23 protein-coding genes and 1 pseudogene are annotated in these 20,405 nt (G+C 38.6%); 19 read left to right on the top strand and 5 right to left on the bottom strand.

The features are described 5' to 3' along the window. Window positions 1-221 precede the first annotated feature (221 nt). Window positions 222-572, top strand: a complete 351-nt coding sequence (locus F6K20_RS03635) for a hypothetical protein (protein ID WP_287293755.1) — start codon at window positions 222-224, stop codon at window positions 570-572. 114 nt (window positions 573-686) lie between these two features. On the opposite strand, the gene F6K20_RS03640 is transcribed toward F6K20_RS03635, so the two are convergent. Further along, window positions 687-2,186 carry a thymidylate synthase gene (locus tag F6K20_RS03640; protein ID WP_287293757.1) on the bottom strand — a complete coding sequence of 500 codons (1,500 nt, stop codon included), beginning with the start codon at window positions 2,184-2,186 and terminating at the stop codon, window positions 687-689. A gap of 79 nt (window positions 2,187-2,265) precedes the next feature. Here F6K20_RS03640 and F6K20_RS03645 point away from each other — a divergent pair, with 79 nt between their 5' ends. Beyond that, a complete protein-coding gene (locus F6K20_RS03645; RefSeq protein WP_287293759.1) occupies window positions 2,266-3,168 on the top strand; it encodes a class I SAM-dependent methyltransferase in 903 nt (300 codons plus the stop codon). A gap of 1 nt (window position 3,169) precedes the next feature. On the opposite strand, the gene F6K20_RS03650 is transcribed toward F6K20_RS03645, so the two are convergent. Then, a complete protein-coding gene (locus F6K20_RS03650) occupies window positions 3,170-3,742 on the bottom strand; it encodes a DUF4417 domain-containing protein (RefSeq protein ID WP_287293762.1) in 573 nt (190 codons plus the stop codon). 307 nt (window positions 3,743-4,049) lie between these two features. Between F6K20_RS03650 and F6K20_RS03655 the strand changes: the two genes are divergently transcribed. From F6K20_RS03655 to F6K20_RS03665, 3 genes are all read left to right on the top strand, one after another. Continuing rightward, complete coding sequence (locus F6K20_RS03655; protein WP_287293765.1) at window positions 4,050-4,616, top strand: hypothetical protein; 567 nt, start codon at window positions 4,050-4,052, stop codon at window positions 4,614-4,616. Between the two features lie 96 nt (window positions 4,617-4,712). After that, window positions 4,713-5,801: a hypothetical protein gene (locus tag F6K20_RS03660; RefSeq protein ID WP_287293768.1), complete on the top strand. Its 1,089-nt coding sequence runs from the start codon at window positions 4,713-4,715 to the stop codon at window positions 5,799-5,801. 3 nt (window positions 5,802-5,804) lie between these two features. Further along, window positions 5,805-6,578 carry a TIR domain-containing protein gene (locus F6K20_RS03665; RefSeq protein ID WP_287293771.1) on the top strand — a complete coding sequence of 258 codons (774 nt, stop codon included), beginning with the start codon at window positions 5,805-5,807 and terminating at the stop codon, window positions 6,576-6,578. 448 nt (window positions 6,579-7,026) lie between these two features. Here the strand turns inward: F6K20_RS03665 and F6K20_RS03670 are convergent, their stop codons facing one another. After that, window positions 7,027-7,425, bottom strand: coding sequence for a hypothetical protein (locus F6K20_RS03670; protein ID WP_287293774.1), 399 nt, complete (start codon window positions 7,423-7,425; stop codon window positions 7,027-7,029). 81 nt (window positions 7,426-7,506) lie between these two features. Between F6K20_RS03670 and F6K20_RS03675 the strand changes: the two genes are divergently transcribed. From F6K20_RS03675 to F6K20_RS03685, 3 genes are read left to right on the top strand one after another with little or no spacing between them, the layout of a single operon-like run. Beyond that, complete coding sequence (locus F6K20_RS03675; RefSeq protein WP_287293775.1) at window positions 7,507-8,697, top strand: MarR family transcriptional regulator; 1,191 nt, start codon at window positions 7,507-7,509, stop codon at window positions 8,695-8,697. Beyond that, window positions 8,688-9,173, top strand: coding sequence for a hypothetical protein (locus F6K20_RS03680; RefSeq protein ID WP_287293777.1), 486 nt, complete (start codon window positions 8,688-8,690; stop codon window positions 9,171-9,173). The genes F6K20_RS03675 and F6K20_RS03680 overlap by 10 nt, the downstream gene beginning before the upstream one ends. Continuing rightward, on the top strand, window positions 9,166-9,855 hold the full coding sequence (locus F6K20_RS03685) for a thermonuclease family protein (protein WP_287293780.1): 690 nt from the start codon (window positions 9,166-9,168) through the stop codon (window positions 9,853-9,855). Before F6K20_RS03680 ends, F6K20_RS03685 begins: the two co-directional genes overlap by 8 nt. Window position 9,856: 1 nt before the next feature. Here F6K20_RS03685 and F6K20_RS03690 read toward each other — a convergent pair whose 3' ends face one another. Further along, complete coding sequence (locus tag F6K20_RS03690; RefSeq protein WP_287293783.1) at window positions 9,857-9,979, bottom strand: hypothetical protein; 123 nt, start codon at window positions 9,977-9,979, stop codon at window positions 9,857-9,859. A 287-nt stretch (window positions 9,980-10,266) separates the two neighbouring features. Here F6K20_RS03690 and F6K20_RS03695 point away from each other — a divergent pair, with 287 nt between their 5' ends. From F6K20_RS03695 to F6K20_RS03740, 11 genes and pseudogenes are all read left to right on the top strand, one after another. Continuing rightward, window positions 10,267-10,587, top strand: a complete 321-nt coding sequence (locus tag F6K20_RS03695) for a hypothetical protein (protein ID WP_287293785.1) — start codon at window positions 10,267-10,269, stop codon at window positions 10,585-10,587. A 739-nt stretch (window positions 10,588-11,326) separates the two neighbouring features. Then, complete coding sequence (locus F6K20_RS03700) at window positions 11,327-11,608, top strand: hypothetical protein (protein WP_287293787.1); 282 nt, start codon at window positions 11,327-11,329, stop codon at window positions 11,606-11,608. A 35-nt stretch (window positions 11,609-11,643) separates the two neighbouring features. Then, window positions 11,644-12,858, top strand: coding sequence for a hypothetical protein (locus tag F6K20_RS03705; RefSeq protein ID WP_287293789.1), 1,215 nt, complete (start codon window positions 11,644-11,646; stop codon window positions 12,856-12,858). Beyond that, window positions 12,851-13,192, top strand: a complete 342-nt coding sequence (locus tag F6K20_RS03710) for a hypothetical protein (protein ID WP_287293791.1) — start codon at window positions 12,851-12,853, stop codon at window positions 13,190-13,192. Before F6K20_RS03705 ends, F6K20_RS03710 begins: the two co-directional genes overlap by 8 nt. 246 nt (window positions 13,193-13,438) lie before the next feature. Next, window positions 13,439-14,230, top strand: a complete 792-nt coding sequence (locus F6K20_RS03715) for a hypothetical protein (RefSeq protein ID WP_287293793.1) — start codon at window positions 13,439-13,441, stop codon at window positions 14,228-14,230. 171 nt (window positions 14,231-14,401) lie between these two features. Beyond that, on the top strand, window positions 14,402-14,800 hold the full coding sequence (locus F6K20_RS03720) for a hypothetical protein (protein ID WP_287293795.1): 399 nt from the start codon (window positions 14,402-14,404) through the stop codon (window positions 14,798-14,800). 163 nt (window positions 14,801-14,963) lie between these two features. After that, window positions 14,964-16,328, top strand: coding sequence for a hypothetical protein (locus F6K20_RS03725; RefSeq protein ID WP_287293797.1), 1,365 nt, complete (start codon window positions 14,964-14,966; stop codon window positions 16,326-16,328). A 143-nt stretch (window positions 16,329-16,471) separates the two neighbouring features. Then, window positions 16,472-17,104 carry a hypothetical protein gene (locus tag F6K20_RS03730; protein ID WP_287293800.1) on the top strand — a complete coding sequence of 211 codons (633 nt, stop codon included), beginning with the start codon at window positions 16,472-16,474 and terminating at the stop codon, window positions 17,102-17,104. Then, window positions 17,101-17,550: pseudogene (locus tag F6K20_RS39800) on the top strand (DNA cytosine methyltransferase); the annotation flags it as partial. The gene F6K20_RS03730 and the pseudogene F6K20_RS39800, both read left to right, overlap by 4 nt. A 10-nt stretch (window positions 17,551-17,560) precedes the next feature. Further along, on the top strand, window positions 17,561-18,355 hold the full coding sequence (locus F6K20_RS03735; RefSeq protein WP_287293803.1) for a hypothetical protein: 795 nt from the start codon (window positions 17,561-17,563) through the stop codon (window positions 18,353-18,355). A 56-nt stretch (window positions 18,356-18,411) separates the two neighbouring features. Next, complete coding sequence (locus F6K20_RS03740; RefSeq protein WP_287293805.1) at window positions 18,412-18,708, top strand: hypothetical protein; 297 nt, start codon at window positions 18,412-18,414, stop codon at window positions 18,706-18,708. Between the two features lie 405 nt (window positions 18,709-19,113). Here the strand turns inward: F6K20_RS03740 and F6K20_RS03745 are convergent, their stop codons facing one another. Further along, window positions 19,114-20,046 carry a DNA adenine methylase gene (locus F6K20_RS03745; RefSeq protein ID WP_287293807.1) on the bottom strand — a complete coding sequence of 311 codons (933 nt, stop codon included), beginning with the start codon at window positions 20,044-20,046 and terminating at the stop codon, window positions 19,114-19,116. Window positions 20,047-20,405 lie beyond the last annotated feature (359 nt).

Here is a 20,405-nt window from a genome sequence, read left to right on the forward strand (position 1 = left end):
CGTTTCCATATCGTGCTTTTCTCGTGTGTTTCTCCGCCTGCCCGGCGTGAGGGCGTCTCCGCCTCTCAGGCGTCTCCGGCACGAGCGAGGTTACGAGCTGGTGCTGTCTCCGCCTGCGCGAATTTATTTTAGAAGTTCGCGCATCTCCGCCTCTCAGGCGCTCCATATTTTCTCTAAACTGGATAAGCCTATGATCAGACGTTTTATTATCTATACCTAAAATGAAAACAGAAGAAATATTACATAAGATAGATCAACGATTCTCATTTAAGATTATTATCCAGAGTGATTTATATGATGAGCTTGAATCGATTCGTTGTTTGATTATGTCTTTAGAGTCTAATGAAGAACCAGAACCAAATCCTTTACTTTTATACTCCAATAAAGTCATACTATGGTTTGGAGAAGCCAATAATCTGATAAATAATTATAAGCAAATGTTAGAGGATGATAAAGCAGATAATATTTCGCAATATTTGATTTTGGTATGGTCACAGAAATATCGCCATTATATGGATAAGTCATTCGAATGGGAATTTTTATCTGAAGGCAAGCCTCAGCGCGATCGCTAATTTTCAAGTCCAATTTCTCTAAACCCGTTGAAGTGACCTTGAGAAACGTCCATATCAGACATAGATATGGACGTTTCCTGTTCGCATTAACTTAAAAGTGCTATTGAACCTAACTTATGATTGTAGAAAAGTTTCGTTATTGACAAGTGAATATTTTGCTTTCTGTATTTGCATACCTAAATATACCGCATGGCTAGGTTGTATTGATATATTGTCACTACAAATCTTTCTGCCCAAATTTACAATATTTTTATCACGATAAATACCGATTATTTCCCCACTGCCGGGAGTCGTTTGCTTTACTACAATATCCGAGCCTTCGGTCTCAACTAGAAAATTACCAATGGGGTCAGCATATTGTGTATGTTCTGAATTAATAAGCTTTTGATATTGGTCTTGAATAATTCTGTCAGCATAGTCATAGCAGTCGTCATAGATATGGGCACTTTGACTTATGGTGATCAATGGTCCCATGTTCAATGGGACTCCTGCGCGATCGCTAATCTGCTCTTTGATATACTGCTGTAGCGCTCTAAGCCCAAAGGCATTAGCTGGCCACGCACTAAACATGTCATTGCTTCTCAAGGTGGCAGTTAACGACAATTCATTATCTACAACTCTTAACCAGATGTGATTTAGGCAAGGACTGCCCCCCTTCTCATGGTCTTTGACATCCCATAGGGACATCACTGCACTCGCAGCATCAATCTCACCAATGAGTTTAGTGATGACTTGCTCAATTTGATCCCGCTTAAACCAAGAACGTAGACGCTGACCATAGGTATATTTTACGCCTTCTACTACGGGTGCATCGTCCAAGATTTGATGAATGTATTTTTGGATAAAGTCGCGATCGCATGGTAGATAATTGGGCTGAGGGAAGTAAAATTCAGGAGGTTCTTCCGTTACTACTGCCACCAAGTCAATCAGCTCTTGCCACTGCCCATCATAACCTGTAGGTCGGATTGTCCCGATGGTCCTAATATGATGAATTATCTTGATCCATGTAGCAGAAATCGTCTTGCCTTCGAGACGATGCCCATAGCGTGATCCTGGCCTTGTATTAATATAATTTGGTTGACTAGTGTTTATAGAAGTTATGAATGGAGGTCCCCATGTTCCTAACTCTATATCTTTACAAGATTTGATTAACTGGATAGCTTTGTCAATTGAATTAGTCTTTTGTGCAAAGACAGCATTTCTTAGTTGCTCTAAAATAATCAATGGAATATCGATATCAATGTAACCTTTTATTGAAGAACAAATTATCCAGCATGGGCGGCCAGTCTCACTAACTCCCTCCTTAACCCCATGTCGAAAGAAATCCATTAGACAAGTTCCACCTCCAGCGTTATGATCCTCCTTGGTAGAATCTAAGATTATCAAGCATCGGACATATGGATTATTTAATAAGTTACGGATCAGGAGATTTATCCCTCGTGTGGGACTATATAATTGTCCTATTACAGCGAACTCAGAAGAATCTAGCTTTTTCGCGATGGCATCTTTAACTGTCCATCCTGTAACTATTGCTGTCTTGCCTGTCCCATAAATTAATTGGTTGGGCTTATGTACCGCATTGTATCTATATTTTGGTAATATCTTGATATTCATCTTTATAATGTCAACAGTAGTACTATATTATCATCTAATGTCAATACTTCGACATAGATCAGCATTACACAGAAAAAAGATGTCTCGACCTGTCCTTATGGCTATAGAAAAGGGTATTCTTACCAAATCCATGTCAATATTTGATTATGGTTGCGGATATGGCACTGATATGGATTTACTCAAAGATATGGGATATCTGAATGTCAATAGGTATGATCCATATTATTTCCCAGATCAAGAGTTAGTACCTTCTTCGTTGGTGTTCTTAAACTATGTAATCTCGGTAATAGAAAATTTACCAGAGAGGGATCATGTATTACTGGATGCTTTATCATTAGCAAGCGATTTCCTGATAGTAGCTCTTCTGCATGGAAAGCATAATGAACAATATATGTCTAAATACCATTGTAAATATATGGATGGAATTATCAATAAGACATTTGGAAGTTTTACGAAATCGTTTTCACAAGAGGAAGCATCATCTTATATCATGGCGGTTTCGGGGTATCACCCTGAAAGCATTGGCCAAGGTATATTTTTGATAGATAAATCTTATGAGCCTATTTTACCGCCTGTAAATCTATATTCTGAATATACGGTTCAAGCTCTATATAGATTAACAAAAACTCTAAAAAAAAGGATAAATAAACTAAGCCGTAAATGGATTCTTCCTGACGGAGTCACAATCCAAGTCTACAAGAAAGGTAACGACAATCAGCACTGCTACTATAGATTGGTTTCACGCAAGAAATTTCTTTGCCATATCGGTGATCCAAAGATGCTGAAAAGCAAGCATCTAGGAAGACCTTCATCGACAGCTTATCACGAGGCTGTTAATGCTCTTGGTAGGAAAATAGAAATTGCTGTACTCCTAGCAAGAATCTCCCATATTAAATCTGTGATCAAATTTCTTCTTAATAAGCCTAAGGCAACAAAAACAATGCGTTGCACTATTCCTGGCTTTATCCCTGACATTCTTTAAGCTATTGCGATCGCATATACAGCCATGATCTATTCTGGCATTCTGTTTGCATAGCAGGGCTATTTGCGTTATCTATAACTAGGAAAGAGATATCATCACTTCTAGCATGTATCTTTGCTAGGTTGTACTGTTTGTCAATATACCCTAGATCTGCTTCAGCAGAAATGGAAAAAGATTTCCATCCATACGGAACCCCTAGCAGGTGATATTTAGATTGATTAGTTGGCCAATGCATATCTACCCAGATTCTTATCCTCTTTTCTTGTAGGTACCTACTTAGCCAGCGTTTTGCATAGACATATCCAATTATGTAGGCTAGGGGCTTATCTGCTGTGTCTATATATATTTCGCCACATGACAGAGGCTTTAATGCTGTAAGCTTTGACGGCTTCCTTAGTAGACTTGAGCAGTTGATATATTCTGTGTAAAAGTTAAAGCTCTTAGCTCTACCTCGTCTTTTTATTGTTCCAGGCCATTTGCAATGTGGCTCATCTATCCCAATAGATTGAAGCTCTGGGATTAGCATCGGGATGTCATATTTGTCTACATGTGTTAAGATTTCTTGAATTGTCATTTAACCAAATCCTCTTTGCCTTGCATGAAATGCATCTGAAAGCCAGTTATAACCTATAAATCTTGTCTTTTGCCCTTACGGCATCTTTTTTTTTTAGAGAATACCAAAATCATTCTAGCTATAATTACCTGCAAATTTCTTGATTTTATCCTGACTTGCATTTTCCGCCTCATGGTGCTATTCTCTAAAATAATAAAATTGACTCACTAATCTGGTTGATTTTCTTCGTGAATATTGTGGTCAAGTTGTTAATCCTTCCATTGATGCACTATCATGTAGCTGTAAACTAGATTAGATTTAAAGTAAAATGCCTGATCCTTTGATTTTGAGTAGAACTAATATTCAAACAATCTTGAATAAACAATCAGACAAAATAAAGACTTATCTGGCTCTGCTTACTGAGAAAGACGCAACTTCCAATGTTCAATCAGTGAACTCTGCCAACTATTTGACCAATTGGAATATCACCGATGACACATTGCTTAATCAGATACTGACCTTGAGCAAGATGACTCCATCGCCTTTCACTTTCTCTATCCCCTCAATACAACTAAACTGGGTGACAGAGCCAGTATATACGCAGACGGAGGAACAAGTCAAAGACCAGATGCGTAAAGTTATCATAGATGATTATACACAAATAACTTTTGCGGCAATCTTTTTCAAGAAACAAGAAACAGATCCAACTAAGTCAAGTTTAGTCCAAACAGTGAATCCTGCGGATTTTTCCACACCAACTAGTGTAGGTGGTTGGGGTATCAGCCAAGATGTCTTTATCAAAGAGATTATTCATATCTCTACAAAGAGTAAAGAAAACTTTAGTCTTACTATTCCAAACCTTACTTTGACTTGGTTGCAGACTGTCCACTCTTAACTTGTCGTCTTCTTCAGATATATCTAATCCGTGTATTCACTACCCAATGAGTCAATGCTCATTGGGTATAATATTATTGAGTGTTTGAGAAAAACTATGTCAATACCAAACGTTAATGCTGACGATCAAAATTTTATTATAACTACTGACTTGCTTCAGGAGCTGTCAAAGTTGCCTATAAATGCAGGATTCTATTATTTATTGTTAAGGCAGAGGGGTACATCAACTGACACTGAAACAACCCACACTGTCTCTGTGCAGAGTTCTGCTTTAGAAACTTTCGTTGAGATAGATGATAAATATGAGATAAGTGAAGGTATTCAACTAAAATATTTTCGAGAATTAAATAATCTAGGGCTCTTAACAGGTCTAAGTTACGACAGCTTTAGAGTAAAATTTTCAAATCAATTTGACCCAATTTCTTTGGGAACAATCCCAAACTTGCTAGACAGAAAATTAATAACAAAAGAGACTGCGCTAGTACATACCATAAGAAATTTTGGCAGTAGCACTTATTACGATATAAATAAATCTCAATTAGCTGGAAGTGGTTACACTGATCTAGAGTTTATAGAGAATTCTCTTATCAAGAATATTAGTCGGTTATATATTCAGGACGATGAAATTCAGTCTGCTGGGATACTGAGAATTACTTTAAATAGGATTACGTATATTATGCCTCCTTTGTCTGGCAAAAATATTTCTATATCAGAGCTAACTTATTTACGTAACGAAAAGATATTGTCTGATCAGCAGTATCATTTTCTTGTAATGTGCATGATTTCCGATTCAGGTAATATCAAAGGCCAGAGTCTAAAAGACTATAGCATTAATCTTGATAAGTTTACAAAAGACTTAAAAGTATTTGAAAGGAAGCAATTATGTAGTTTAAAGCAATCAAACTTTAACATCGTAATTCATCCTCCATTGTTCAACAACAATGAGTCTTATGTGTCTAACGAAAAATTACTTGACGATTTGCAGTTATGGCATTGGGAACTTTATAACATGGCTCCGCCTGGAGACGACGAAAGGGGTATGGCCATTAATCCATATAACTTAGCTCTCTCTAATAAGGCTATTAATAGTCAACAGTTAATCTCATTCCAATTTTTCCTTAAGCTTCTTTCCAATCTTGCAGAGAGAAATTGGATCGAAGTTACTGATCTAGAAATAATTGTTTAAAACATGAACAAGAAACTTGTAACTTGCTTTATAAGTTACAGCAGAAGAGAGTCAAGTATTTTTGTAGAAGAACTAATTAGCTCTCTTCCTGAGATAACTTTTTGGGTAGATAAAAGTATTATTCCTGGAACTACTTGGAAGATAGAGCTTGTTGATGCGATTAGAAATAATGATGTTTTCTTATATATTGCATCAGATAGTTCCATGAAAAGCATTTATTGTGAACTGGAGTTATTAAATGCCATAAGCAATAGCAAGCCAGTCATTCCAGTGATAGGGGAATGTGTAGATATAGGCCAACATGAAATACTCCAGTCAATTCAAGGAGTGGTCTTAGAGAATGATCAAGAGAAAGATTTTGCTAAGATTAAAAAAGCCATATTAGATGTTGTGAAGATTAGAGTTGATAGCACTATTTCTAAATTGATTATTTTCGAAGATGCTAAATTCAAAAATACTATAATCCTGAATGGCAGTAGAGTCTCTATAGGTAGAAACCCCCAATACGCTCCTTGCTCATCTCTGATAAAAGTTGGAAATAAATATACAAGCAAGCATCATTTAGACATAATTAAGATTAGTAATAGGTGGATCCTGGAAAACAAATCATTAAATGGCACATATGTGAATCACAAGCTATGTGAGGCTAAGGTTCTAATAAATAATGATGTAATCCATATAAGCAAAAACATATATCTGAAATACCAGGAGGAAAGTATCTCAGATATATTAATCGATTACGATTCTACAGTTTCTAATCATCCTTCTGATGAATGAGCTAGTCATTATCTCGAATGCGATCGCACTGTGAAATGATATTCCAATCGGTACTTTCAGATCCGCCTTTGCTTCCAAATCTGCTTTATGATGGCCATAGGAGAAGGCTACTCCCAAGAGTAAAGCACACCTGGTTTTTTCTTAACTTTTATATCTCTATCATATATACTAGAGATAGTAGAGTTGGATATAGCCAAAATTATAGTGAGCTCCGCTATCTGATTGCAGTCAATGGCTAGGGTGAAATTTAGTTGGCCTTAAAAGAAAGCCCCACACCTCAATCCGAAGGATGAGTGTGGGGTGAATTTCGCGCAGGATATGCACAGAACAGGGGAATAGGCTATCAGCTCCTGATAAGTTGAACGGCTTGTTAATGATTTTGTGGAAATCTAGCCTCATTAATGCGTCAGCTTGATGATACCATTATCTATACTTCATGGATAAAAATCTAGGTGTTTACTTTTTTCTTAAAGCTTTCCACTAATTCAGGGTGAAGATAAAGATTTTTGCTTACGAAGCGATCCTCACAAAAGAATAATATCGGGTTCCCGCTATAGAACCGCTTTATATGCTTTACCTCACTTTGTGTGTCTTTAGATCCTATCCACTCAAATATCAAAGATTTATTTATACCTAAATTAACATAATCAACTTTTACTAGTTGATTTTTTTTCGCTGTTTTTTTCTGCATCTTGTTCATCCTCGAAAAGACTGCTACATTTGCGACTTCTCTATAGCTAAGGCCAAAACCTGAAAATTTAGCTTTATCTGCTTTACTTTTGACACTATTGTGCGCTATAATCTTTTTGCCTAAAAAAAAGTCCAGATAGAAATTAATAGGGTGCAACCCATCATCCTATCTGGTTATAACACAAAAAATCCTTTAGTTCACAGGTATAATTATAACATATTCTTTAGCCCTATAGTAATGATGGAAAAAATCCTTCTTAATTCACAACCTGTAATCTACAGCACAGAGATAGAAGAATTACTCAACTCACGTGTTGCAGCAGCAATTTTACAAGAAATTCATTTCTGGACATATGGAATACTCATAGACAATCCCCAATCAGAAGTTGGGGTAGAACATGAGTACTGGGATGAGGACAGCGATAAAACCATAAGTAGAAGGTTCTATTATAGGACTTATTCCCAGCTAGCCGCAAAGATTGGAGTTAGCTCACGAACTGTTTGCCGGGCAATTTCTTTATTGAAAGAACAGGGGCTTATTCTGGTCAAAAAACTGAATGCTGATAAGCGAAGAAGAGTAAACTATTATACCGTTCTGTATACGAAACTGAGGGAGCTGCTATCAGCTGATACCGGAACCAGCCCAGATCATCCACTATCCGATGATCTGGATATGCCGAACAGCGCACAAAAACCTGACATGTCAGAAGAATCTAAAGCCTTAGAGAAACTTGGAGTAGATATAAATTCTATTAGTGGCTTGCTGGTTAAGTATAAAAAGAATTGTGGTATATGTATAGATCTCTTAAGACAGGCGGTTCAAGAGCGAGATATTAAAAATATTACCGGCTATTTTGTCTCTCTACTGAAAAATGCTGACCCTAAAAATGAGCATTCGCTTGAAAATGGCAAGAATGAACATATAATTAGCACCCAAAACAATGGAATAGACCATATACCTCAGCCTCCACCTGATTTTGTACGCTACTGCGAACAACATGTTGATATAAAAGCTTATCGATTTATGGTAAATTATGCTGGTCATAGTCCAGAATGGACTGCTATCTTCAAGGTAGGCAGAAGATATGTTCCATTCTCTGAGATCCAGCAGTGCCAAGGATTTCAGGATTTTATCGTCTCTTCCCAGGATCAGGCTCAGAACCAAGATCAGAACCAAGATCAGAGTCAGGAGCAGGGTCTAAATGATGACTTCCGTCAGGATCGGAGCCAACACCAGAGCCAGGATCAGGATAAGGACTTGAACCATAATCTAGATTATGATCAAGGTATAAGGCCAGAAGCAAAATCCCTAGATCTTTTCTCACCCTTCCACCATAGTCCATCCGCAAACAAGGAAATTCTTCTTGAGTTTCAACGCTTATTTGCTCATCGCTCAGAAGTTATGGATCAGTTAGATAAATGGAAATAATTGGACAAATCGTAACAAAAAATAATGTTATTGGTACTGTTGTTCGGGAGGCAGAAAATAATTCAGTTGATGTTAATTGGTGGTGGTCTACTGAGTGGACCGATGCTGATCACCTAGAGAGGGAATATCTTAAAGATATTAAATTTATTGGTTGTTGTGATCAAAAACCTTTTCTATGCTTTCCACCTGCCTATAGTAGACAGGTGGGTACTTTATACAAATTTACTATCTTCAGGGAAGTGCAAAAGGGGACTATCGAGTATCCAAAAGTTGACAGTGATCGTGACATTAATAATATCAATCATTGGTACTGGGGGCTGAATATAAAAATATTTAGGAAAGGTAAATGGGTGAGTCGTAGCTATGGGGTTAAGCGCAACTTAGTCCAAGAGGTTCGCCGTGCTCAGGAATGCAATAAAAATTATTTGTATATAGTTGAGCAGATACTAGGAAAAAAAATTCATATAAATGCATAAAGTCGTATCTTTATTAGTAGAGAATCTACCCACATTCTACCCTTGTGATTTTAGCAGGCTGGAAGAATGGCGGGTGGTTTTTGTGTACGATGGGGATACCTTCCTCGTATCTAGGAAAGGTATTTCGAAAACTATACGCTTGGCATACATTGATACTGCCGAGACCCGTAGAGACTCAGATCAGAGGATTGAAAGTATAAATTCGGTAAACGATATTTATGCACATCAATTTAGATACGGCGATTTAGCAAAAGACTTTGCATTCCGAACTTTGCTAAATAAAAAAGTTAGGATAAAGACTATAGATATAGATCGGTATGATCGATCAATAGCGGAAGTATATTTATTAGATCAGACTTTATTCCAGATTGAGCTTGTAAGGCATGGTCTGGCTTCAGTGTATTATCGTTATCTAGCAATAAGCTATGATCCACTAAGGGTATTGCTTGTTGTCAATGAGTATCTGGCAAAAACTAATCTTGAGGGTTTCTGGAGTAGTCCGCAGAGCGTCGTCCTGCCAGACATGTTCAGAAGATTAAAAAGGGTTCATCAGAAATTGGACGATAACGGGATCCTAGCATTCAATATTTTGTCTGACCGCATACTCCTAGACTTATCCAATCAAGACATCAGTCATGTTGAGGCACAAAGGCGGATGAATAGCCTAATATCGGATACATAGATTAATACCGTTGGATGCCGAACGAACGAACTAAACATCGATCGCAATGGACGCGATCGATGTTTTTATGCTTGGCATTGCGCCATATTGTCGTGATGCATTGCGCCATATTGTCGTGATGCATTGCGCCATATTGTCGTGATGCATTGCGCCATATTGTCGTGATGCATTGCGCCATATTGTCGTGATGATCTATATACAAAGATTACTGCTAGATCACTAAAAGATCACACTGCTTGTGTGAAAATGTATAAACATATAGACAAGCATATAGATAAACATATGGATTAAGGTTTAAATGCTTAAGCTTTTCGATAATTTAAAAATTAGATTGGGAAGTATGTTCCGCCGCTTGACATTCCTATCTCTACAATATATAATAGAGATATAGAGCTTAAGGAGGTACACAAGTTGTTTATTAGCTACAATGACAAAAGAGTTTATCCCCATGGGACTAATGGGTATGACACGGGTGTCCGGATCAAAGTTCGCGGAGAAAAATATATTAGCTTTAAATTCCCACGTCTGTGGGAGCATCTGTTTTTCTCCCACATGTCACTTCTTGGCATAGGCAAGCAGCAATTATGCGATCGCATGGCCAAGCTATATGTCTCCCTGATTCTCAATAATGGCTCTTTGACACCACAGCAGATTCAGGAGATCATAGATCAGGTGAAAGATTATGAGTTTGATCTTGCCGAAGAGAAGCGAATCATCAGCGATCAAGAGTAAAGCTGCCTTTGAATAAAAAGCAGTAGCTAACCCTAGCCACTCAGCTACTGCTGCTCAGCGAGTTGAACTGAATACCTTATTATATATGAAAATCTCAGATACAGATTATATCATTACGACATTGCTGTGGTCTATCTCTATCTATATCCTGTATTATCTAAGCTTTCGAATGATAATACTATGTATATAAGAGGATATGACCCGCCCCCCAATAATCCAGTTGGCCAATAATGATGAAAGAGCATGGCGTTATTGTCTAGAGCGATATTATGAATCATAATTCTAAGAGATATGTCCAGAAGGCTAAAAATTGGCCACTGATTTCATTGAATAACCGCAAATTGCTTGGGATTTGTACTTTATGTTTTTTCCGGAAAGCCGAAGTTTCCCATCACTTGCATTATCGTAAGTCATGTATACGGAGAATGATAGGCTTATTACTTTTTCAGAAACCGACTGCAACTGTTATTGGCCATGAGTTACCTTTCTTTGATATAGTGCCACTCTGTAAGCGGTGTCATGGGGTTAAAACCTATCACAAAGGCAGTGCCCATAATTTTGGCAATTGGGTAAAGCATGAGAACAATCACTTTAACCATAATACTTATGTGTTTAAACTCAGAGTAAGATTGGCTTGGCTGATACTATTTCCAGTTTATAGGCTATTTTCTCTATTTTTGTAAAAAAAATCCATCTTGTCTTGTGCAAGATGGGTTCCTTAGGTTTACTGGGTACTACTATGAATGTTAGCATTAGAAAACTCCTAGACGCAATAGAAATGTTAAGGGATATTCCCGGTTGTGAACTAGAAGTTTCTTCATTGAGCCACAAGGCTAAGGCAATGTATTCTCAAGACAAGGAGGGGAAAGAGGGGATACCTTTTATAGATTGCTGCACAGACGAAGAACTCATTGCTGCTGTGCAGCTAAGGGATGAAAGGTCAGGTCTATATCCTTTTATTGATCCTACAATTTTCGTGTATATCAAAAAGAATAGACCAAAAGTTTTCAGATATTTATAGATCTTGTCACACTTCTTTATTCTTTGGTGAAACCCATGATTCCATTAGACATTCGATTATATACGTGGCTCGACATAGAAGATGTCTTGTTGCGATCGCGAAAGCAAGAAAAATGGCCAGAAGGATTAGTCTGGGCTAGAAGCTATTGGAATGGATTAACTCTTGGTGTTCGTCCTGGTACTCACAGCTCAGTCAAAACATGGCTCCAGGGAGCCTATGAGCCTCGGCTCCAAGTTGACAGCCAATACGGCGATATTTATATTATTCTTGAAAGTATTCAGGACAATCAGCGAGCCTTACCGGTTTTTTTCCAAGAAACAGAGGAAGAGCCGCCAATCCCTAGGCTTATCCGAAGCCTGGATAGATCCACCATTATTTGGCGACAGGGCGAAAATCTGCAATTGCCAAACGCTCTTCAAAGCGACTTGCCTTGTGTTGCAGCCCTCTATCCGACTGAAAGCAATGTAGGCCAGACGACTCATGCCTTAGCATTAGCAAAAGAATTGACTGTCGCCAATAAGAGGGTTCTTCTGATCGATGGCAACCTAGATCCTAGCATTAACCAGTTACGACAATCTAGGCTATCTTTCCCCTCAATTTGCCTCGCTGATTTTATTGCCTTAATCCATGAAGACTTTTCTTCGGGTTCAAAAGAAGTCATAGATCTAGTGGCTGAAAGGCTGAAGGACTCTCTAGTAAATGGAATATATTTCTTACCTTCTTTTCGTGGTAACAATAAACTAATTGACGTCAAGCTAAAGCGTTTGACAAGGAAAAATTATGCAAATCCCTTTTTCTTGACAGACGCTTTAGCCCTTCTTGGTAAGTCACTAGGGGTAGATGTTGTCTTAGTAGATCTGAAACCAGGTTTCTCAGACCTAGCTTTATTGTTGATCTCCGATCCACGGGTTCATCGAGCTGTTCTTTCAATAGCAAGCAGAAAAGCTATTTCTAAAATCAGGCATCTTTTTAGCTTCATCAGTCCAAGTATATTTAGATCAGAAGCACTCCCACCCCCAGCTCTTGTATTAACTAAGTCAATATATGCTGATCATGATCAGCATATATTGAATGATGCTGCCTCGGTATTTTTCCAGAAACGTAAAGACACCTTGGCGATAATGACTCCTTCCATAGGAAAATTAGAAAACTTACCAGATGATCAGTGGAAAAGTCTTTACCGCATATCAAACTCTGAGCTACCTGCCCTAATGCACCCGTTTTTAAGCTGGTTATATAGTTATGAATAAAGTACAGTCATTCATCTCAGCCTTCTGCCATAAACGCTGGAATAATAGCAAAGGTTCTATGCTTATGAAGAAAGGTCTAATTATTTCAGATATTCAACAGATGAACAGTGTAGTCCTCTCCCATTGGTCGATAGATTCTTTAAACGATGATAGATTATCTCAAAGTATCATAGATGCTTTTTGCTTAGTTTATTCCCGTAGCGGTCTAGAAGCTCCTGTGTATTCTATGCAGCAATTAATTTATCTGGATAAAACATTGATGTCTATCGGCTTAACGCTTTCGGATATTGCCTATGACAGTGATTTGCAAAAAAAATATCTAGGAGATACTTGATTTTTGCAAATATCTAGTATATAATCTAGTTATTGCTAAGATAGGAGGGTAAAAAGAAGTGATCGCTGCCGTCTACCAATATGGAGGAGGTATTTAACAGGAATTATTGAACATTAAGGTAATTATATTGGTCGGCCAGCCGACCAATATAAAGACATGCTCTTATTAGCTTCATTATAGCTTTGGATCTAATCTAAAGTTTATCGTACAAAAAATAGACGATCGGACGTACTTAATCCTAAAATCATGAAGAAAGTGGAACAAATAAATCTAGACGATGTAAATTCTGATGAGACCCCGATAGTCTTATCAGCCCCTCCCATCTATTTACCTGATGTTGAGCCATCGGATAATACTGTCGCACCTCTATTGTCAGATTTTACAGATGATCATATTGCTAGCATTTTTGCAAATGAGTTCTATGAGCAAGAGAATGGGTATGGTAGCACCTACATAGCCAATACCCTTGGCAAAAATGAGGGCACTGTTCGGAAGAAATATCTTGAATATTGCTCCGAGATATATCGCGAACGCTCTAATCTTCTTTACGTCAATAAAGAGAAATCTAAATACTCGAAATTATTTGTTTTACACTGCATAAGGATATCTTTGCAGTGCGATCGCAAGACTCAGCTGGTTACAAGCGAATGTTTCTTTTTGCGGGACGAGACTAGTAATCCTGTACTCGTCATAAATGACAACAAAATTGGCAAGAAGCAGTACATTAAAAATTATCTTGCTAGTAATCCAGAGTTGGAGTTGAAGATCGAGAATAACTCTATACAGTTATATGAAGGATACAGCCAAATTGATACGGTAAAAGTTGACTCAGAGCTGGACTCCCGTCACGAACTAAGTGTTCATCGAATTGAAAACTTGGCTACAAACATAGCTAATCTTAAGAGAATTGTTGCAAAAGCGGGAGCTCTAAATGGAAGAACAATAGGGTTAATGTATAATGAATCGCTGAACCAAGGCTTTGCAAGCGAAGTTGAGCGTGGCAATAAAGAGCTGGGGGAGATGATGGGGGGCACATGAAGCTTCCCCCGAAACTTCTTAAGCTTGCTTCTTCGCATGAGGTTGCTACCAAAATTATAGTTGGGGTAATCTCTATAGGGCTATCATTAACATATTTTGTTATGCAAGCTAGCGTCGCAAGGATCTTTAACGACTACATCGACAGCAAAGTAGAACAAAGGAGATAGATCAATGGATTATGATGCGCCGGGCAATATTGTTGAGTTAAAAAAACAATCCGCCAGGCTAGATGTGATGATCGCAAGCGAGGAGGTAAAGTACAAAACTACCGTCTTAGCTGGCAAAGTAGTCGATACTAAAACAGCAGAAGTTAGACTTGAAGGCAAAAAAATTAAGCATAACACTGCTCTTGTCAAGAATAGCAAGAGTCAGGTACTGCTTAACTATCATGAAAAATCATTACGCCTGAGTGAAGTCTACTATGACTTGAAGATTGAAAGCCATACTTTAGATGTGGCATCCCTAAGTGGTGAGGTGCAGGTAAAAGAGGCTAATCTTTTGGGTCTTGGTCTTTCGCTAGAAATCCCAGCACTTCAAGGCGTTGATACTCCCTCGTTGACGCCTGGTTAACCTATTTTAATGGCCTAGTACTAAGCTAGGCCATTTTTATTATGTCTCTAATATTACTTTTTATCATCAATATAGCAGTAAGGCTCTTGAAGTATTTACCACCAGGGGTAAGTTACATTGTTACTTGGGCTGCAATCACTATAACTTTATTTAGCCTAGTTTCATGGAAAATCCGTTCTTTAGTAAGAGATCTAAAAGATTAAAATTGTTGTTTTTAACAATGAATATATCTGCATGCATATCATTAATTGCTAGCTCAGATATAGAATCTTTATTATCTTCATTCGTAGGTCTTTCCTCTGGACTTATATGGCTTTGGATGTATGGTCGTAGCCACGCAATCCTAAACTTAGATATTTCTGAGATGGAGGCTAAATCTGAACTCCTGAACTCCGAGATGCTAAATGCCCTCAGTGTCAAGAAAAAGCAGTTAGAGGATCAGATGTTAGATGAGCTGGAGGAATTTAAGCAGGCTCAGTTATCAGAAATTACCAGGGAAACAAAGCAGATTCAACGTAGTAGGCTAGACTCTTTGAATACAGAGGTAGAAAATGTAAGGGATGAACTGAGGAAAGAGTGCGATCGCAAAAGGGCTCTTCTAGAGAACAGAGAAGTCGAGTTGGAGAATGAGCTCCTTGCGATGGATGCTAATAAAAAAGCTGAGAAGCATAGGCTTACTGTTATTGCCAACAAACAAGAGGCTATCTTTAATCAGAAGCTAGCAGAGCTAGATGAAAGCTGGAAAGAGCTAGAGCTGGAGAAGGCTAAAGTAATTAAAACTAAAGAATCTAACCTAGCTCAATTAATGGCGGCAAAGAACCAGGCAGAAATGACATTGGAGGAGAATAAAAAAGAAGCTATAAGAGCTTATAACGAAAAAATCGATCAGATGAGAGTTGAGAACCAGGAGCTGAAGTCTGAAATTAGTGCGCTAACGTGGCAGCTGTCTCAAAAAGAGCCTGACTATCCACGTGGCTTAGAGCCAGATGTTGTAGCGGCTCGTGAGATTATGAAAATATTATTTTGTGAATATGATATTTTCTCCCATTTCTTGGGAAGCCTTTTATCTATGGACGAGATTCAGATAAAACTATCCATGGTTGGGACGACTAAATCTAAGCTGAATAGAATGAAAGATGACCTGAGGAATACTTTGAACCTTATCAAGAGTCCGGAGATAGAGAGTGACGTTGGCGGCTATCGTTTTATCATTACGCCAAAATATTTAAATCCCGGGACTTACTCTACCCCTGACAATGATGCTCCTGAGTTGTATATTCCTACCCGAGAGTCGTTAGCTGATTTTAAATTGCCAACAACTCCATTTAGGATGTCTACTTTGATAAACAAACAAATAACTCAAAAAGAAGTTAATTGGATTTGGTACTTAAGAAATAGGCTCAACCCACCATTGACACAAGTAAACCCAACTTTGAAAATAGTGTGGGGCGCTAGTCCTGGGGACAACAAGACCTACATTATGGCCAAATATAGATACTCAGCAATCATGGATTTTCTATCTTGTTAATTAAATTTACGATACGATGTCTTCCTTTTCTTGGCTATAAATCATTTTCAATGGTTGCCAACGACGCAATACATAGAACTCTGGCCGATCAGGGAAGGCTCCTAAAGATCCCAAGCACTAAGCTGTCTATTTTCCGAACTGCCTTGATTACGGGCGATCAGCTTCTTGTAAAAGAAGTACCTAATAGCGTAAAATCAGCATGCTCTGAAGTCTTATGCCCAGAGAGCTCAGGCATTAAAAATGGTGCTTTTAAATTCATGTTTTCCGCAGATGGAATCAGATACTTGTACTATTTCCACAAAGAAAGAAATGTAGTTCTTCACGAGAAATTGGTTAGTTGGCCAGGCAAATATCCGCGAGTGATATTTGAAAAATTGTGTATTAACAATAATATCAAGTGGCACTTCAATTCTAGCTTTAGGCCGTCTAACAAGAAGTATGGCAAGCAGCTTGGCTTCACTAGACTCTCTGTGCCAAGATTCCAATCTGATATATCTCTTGTCGTTGCTGAATTCTTCAAAAATATACAGTTTTGCGATCAGTCAGTAGAGATTGCCAAAAACAAGATTATTGATATTGCTTCAACGCCAAGTAGAATATTGTTTATCGATGGCATTGACTATTATGAATTATGGTCAATACTGAAAGCTATCAATCAACACGAGGACAAGACGCCTGGCCAGCATCCTCCTCAGCTGATCTTTGCTGGCTATAATGGGTTTGAGAATATCCTTTATAAAGATCAGATCTGGCAAGTATCACCTCTTAATATATGACAGGTAAGAATATAACCGTATGTGGGCTTTTCGAGGGGATTGGAGGATTCCCTTTTGCCGCCAGTCAAATAAATCAGCAAGCATTGAGACAGACAAATGAGCTGCCATTATTTGACTGGCTCATATCTACAGACAATGATCCTGACTCGATTGAAGTTCTCAGGAGAAATTTTAATCATAAAATTATAGATTCATGTATAAGAGACTTCCATGTCTCCCCTGGCATCAATCTAATCTTAGGTGGATTCCCTTGTAAGGGCACCACTGATGGTGGTACCAAAACTGGTCTGAACCATCCAGAAAGTTCATTATATAAGGAGTTTATAAGATGTGTGAAAGAGGCTCAGCCAGATATAGTGCTACTTGAACAGCCATCTGGTTTTATCTATCGGGGGTATGATACTTGGACATATGAAATATCAGAACTTGGATACAATAATCTGGATCCGATCATCATTGCGTGCTGCCAAATTGGCAGCGAAGCGAATAGAAACCGAGGAATTTACAGGCGAGTTAGACTTTTCTCTCTGTCCTACTATGCTGACAGGTTCTGCAGCATTCGGGCGTCCGAGTGGTACGACTGTATTCGAGACGTGGTGGAAGAAACTGCCAATTATCCAAACTGGCTCACAGTTGAGTATACAGGGGATGCTGTTATTGCATGGGTTCCCTCCGGATTGGCTGCCACCTCGTTGGATGAGTTCTCTCTCGACATGCGACGACAAAAAGGAAGGATTAGATCAAGGAAGCTTATCGGTAGAACTGTCACAGTCCCACAAGCTAGGATCGCTTTACTATCAGCTCGATGGCTATGGCAAAGGAAAAATTGTTAAGTACAAAGATTTGACAGGAATTTTGTTGCGTGTTATTGATACACATGGTGCTCAATATGCTGACGTCAAATGGTTCTATGGTATGGAGTGGAGTAGGATCCCACTCCATTACTTACAACCGGTGGCTGATGGACTTAGTAGTTTGTGTTGCACTATCCCTCGCAAAGCTTACCTATACTGCTATACACAGACAAAACAGAGTATTGATTACCCATTGATTCATGATCAACGTGATCGCGTCGAAGATTCCCATTTCTATTGGGCCATCAATGTCAAGATAAAAATCTATGGGAGATGGGTTAGCAAAAACTTCAGTGTTCCGCTATCAAAGCTGAATGAAGTCAGAGTTGCAGTTGCGAATCAAATTCCTGCAACTCAGATTATCCAAACTATTTTGCAAAAAAAAATTACACTGTAATGGCTTAATTTTAGCTTTTCTGCTAAAATAGTAGTGGAAACTAGAGTAGATTTATAATGAATAGATTTTTAGCCAAAGTCTTAGCTTATTTTGACAATACCGAATATGATTATGATGTAAATACAGAAGAGACTGAATTTATTGATCTAAATGGAGAGATAGATAGTTATGACGAAGTGACAAAATTTACAATATTTCCATGCGATGATCCGAAGGACTGTAAGAATTTTACAGGATCTGATGCTGAATATATAGATGAACAATTTAATACGAGGCTAACGCCTAATTACGAAGATAAAGAAGGTGATAAAATTATTCAACAATGTCTTAAGGAAACATGGTATAAGCTTTGATCTATAATTTTAGCGATCGCTTTAGCAACTACAAGAGTCTGATCGATATTTTACTTGGGTCATGAGATCCAGGTATTTTTTTTTGAGTCAAATTCTCTAAACTAGTGAGAATAGGTGTAAGAAGGTGGTATGTCAGACCGACCAAGGAATATTAGGCAGGCTCATGTCTATGTCTGATATAGACATTTCCCAAGGTCGCCTCAGCGAGTTTAGAGAAACTGGATTTGAAAATTAGCGATCGCGCTGAGGCTCGTCTTCGGACATGGACGTTTCCCAAGGTCGCCTCAGCGGGTTTAGAGAAACTGGATTTGAAAATTAGCGATCGCGCTGAGCCTCATGAGCCAACGTATACAAATCCCTTGCATATCTCGTTGGCTAAGACCCAGCGAGATATGCAATGCCAGATTAGGCAAATGATGTTACCACAAGTTCCCTTATCTTTTTGCGACTTTCTCCCTTAGCTGATATGCGTCTAGGAGCCATCACCCTTTTTATATTAAAATCAGAGTACAAATTATCGAAGAATGGATCTTCAGTCAAAGCTGTGGGATCAGGGGCACTAAGCAGTTGAAAAGCCCCTATTCTGTGCGCTTTTCGGAAGACTTTCGCTAAGCGGTGTTGATCCTCATCTTTAAAGGCTGAAAAATAACTTGTAAAGTTGGAAGTCTTGCTCACTGGACGGTAAGGCGGGTCATAATAAATAAAAGTCTTTGGATTGACATATGGTAATATATGGCTAAAATCTCCACTTGTAATCTTGACGTTAGTGCTTTGAAGGCATTCGGATATGGCAATTAGATTTTTTTCTTCTAAGATACGTGGTTGCTTGTAGTCTCCGATAGGGACATTGAACTGATGATTTTTCTTGTTGAGGCGATATAGTCCGTTAAAGCAAGTTTTATTCAAGAAAATAGTAAGAGCTGCCCTTTTAACCCAGGTGGAATCATACGTACTAGCGGGCTTCGTTTTATCGAAAGTATTATATTCAGAACGTCTGTCGTAATAATATGCCTTCCTCTCGTCTTTATTTAACGAGAGGTAGTAGTCACTCATTACTGACAACTGGCTTATTAGCTTTTCAACCTCTGTCTTGATTACCATGTAGGCGATCGCAATTTCAGGGTTGATATCTGATAAATATATATTTTTTACATGAAACTTCTTGATTATATCAAAAAATACTGCGCCTCCTCCTACGAAGGGTTCTATGTATGTCTCAATCTTATTGTCTGTAAATAGTGGCATATATTCATTCTGCAATATAGGTAATAGTCTTGTTTTGCCGCCCGCCCATTTTAAAAATGGGTATGGAGTAGATCGGTAGATAGGATTTACCATTTTTCTATATGTGCCTTTATTGATAAAGATAATAAAACGCCTAATCGGCGAGCTGTATGTGGGGACACCCCACACCCCTACCGGGGGGTTCTTTGCCCCCCGAACCCCCCTGGGGCGCTGCCCCAAACCCCTTTTCGATGAAGAGTTGGCAAATGGAAGTAGCGATCGTAGGCTTATCCAGTTTAGAGAAAATATGGAGCGCCTGAGAGGTGGAGATGCGCGAACTTCTAAGATAAATTCGCGCAGGCGGAGACAGCACCAGCTCGTAACCTCGCTCGTGCCGGAGACGCCTGAGAGGCGGAGACGCCCTCACGCCGGGCAGGCGGAGAAACACACGAGAAAAGCACGATATGGAAACG

The organism is Moorena sp. SIO2C4, assembly GCF_010672485.1.
Lineage (GTDB): Bacteria > Cyanobacteriota > Cyanobacteriia > Cyanobacteriales > Coleofasciculaceae > Moorena > Moorena producens.

Coding starts and splice junctions, on each gene's coding strand:
- F6K20_RS03720 (WP_287293795.1), top strand. CDS start 14,402: ATGGATTATGATGCGCCGGGCAATATTGTTGAGTTAAAAAAACAATCC.
- F6K20_RS03705 (WP_287293789.1), top strand. CDS start 11,644: ATGATTCCATTAGACATTCGATTATATACGTGGCTCGACATAGAAGAT.
- F6K20_RS03710 (WP_287293791.1), top strand. CDS start 12,851: ATGAATAAAGTACAGTCATTCATCTCAGCCTTCTGCCATAAACGCTGG.
- F6K20_RS03715 (WP_287293793.1), top strand. CDS start 13,439: ATGAAGAAAGTGGAACAAATAAATCTAGACGATGTAAATTCTGATGAG.
- F6K20_RS03650 (WP_287293762.1), bottom strand. CDS start 3,742: ATGACAATTCAAGAAATCTTAACACATGTAGACAAATATGACATCCCG.
- F6K20_RS03745 (WP_287293807.1), bottom strand. CDS start 20,046: ATGGTAAATCCTATCTACCGATCTACTCCATACCCATTTTTAAAATGG.
- F6K20_RS03665 (WP_287293771.1), top strand. CDS start 5,805: ATGAACAAGAAACTTGTAACTTGCTTTATAAGTTACAGCAGAAGAGAG.
- F6K20_RS03635 (WP_287293755.1), top strand. CDS start 222: ATGAAAACAGAAGAAATATTACATAAGATAGATCAACGATTCTCATTT.
- F6K20_RS03740 (WP_287293805.1), top strand. CDS start 18,412: ATGAATAGATTTTTAGCCAAAGTCTTAGCTTATTTTGACAATACCGAA.
- F6K20_RS03690 (WP_287293783.1), bottom strand. CDS start 9,979: ATGCATCACGACAATATGGCGCAATGCATCACGACAATATGGCGCAAT.
- F6K20_RS03645 (WP_287293759.1), top strand. CDS start 2,266: ATGTCTCGACCTGTCCTTATGGCTATAGAAAAGGGTATTCTTACCAAA.
- F6K20_RS03675 (WP_287293775.1), top strand. CDS start 7,507: ATGATGGAAAAAATCCTTCTTAATTCACAACCTGTAATCTACAGCACA.
- F6K20_RS03700 (WP_287293787.1), top strand. CDS start 11,327: ATGAATGTTAGCATTAGAAAACTCCTAGACGCAATAGAAATGTTAAGG.
- F6K20_RS03725 (WP_287293797.1), top strand. CDS start 14,964: ATGGAAAATCCGTTCTTTAGTAAGAGATCTAAAAGATTAAAATTGTTG.
- F6K20_RS03655 (WP_287293765.1), top strand. CDS start 4,050: ATGCCTGATCCTTTGATTTTGAGTAGAACTAATATTCAAACAATCTTG.
- F6K20_RS03640 (WP_287293757.1), bottom strand. CDS start 2,186: ATGAATATCAAGATATTACCAAAATATAGATACAATGCGGTACATAAG.
- F6K20_RS03685 (WP_287293780.1), top strand. CDS start 9,166: ATGCATAAAGTCGTATCTTTATTAGTAGAGAATCTACCCACATTCTAC.
- F6K20_RS03680 (WP_287293777.1), top strand. CDS start 8,688: ATGGAAATAATTGGACAAATCGTAACAAAAAATAATGTTATTGGTACT.
- F6K20_RS03660 (WP_287293768.1), top strand. CDS start 4,713: ATGTCAATACCAAACGTTAATGCTGACGATCAAAATTTTATTATAACT.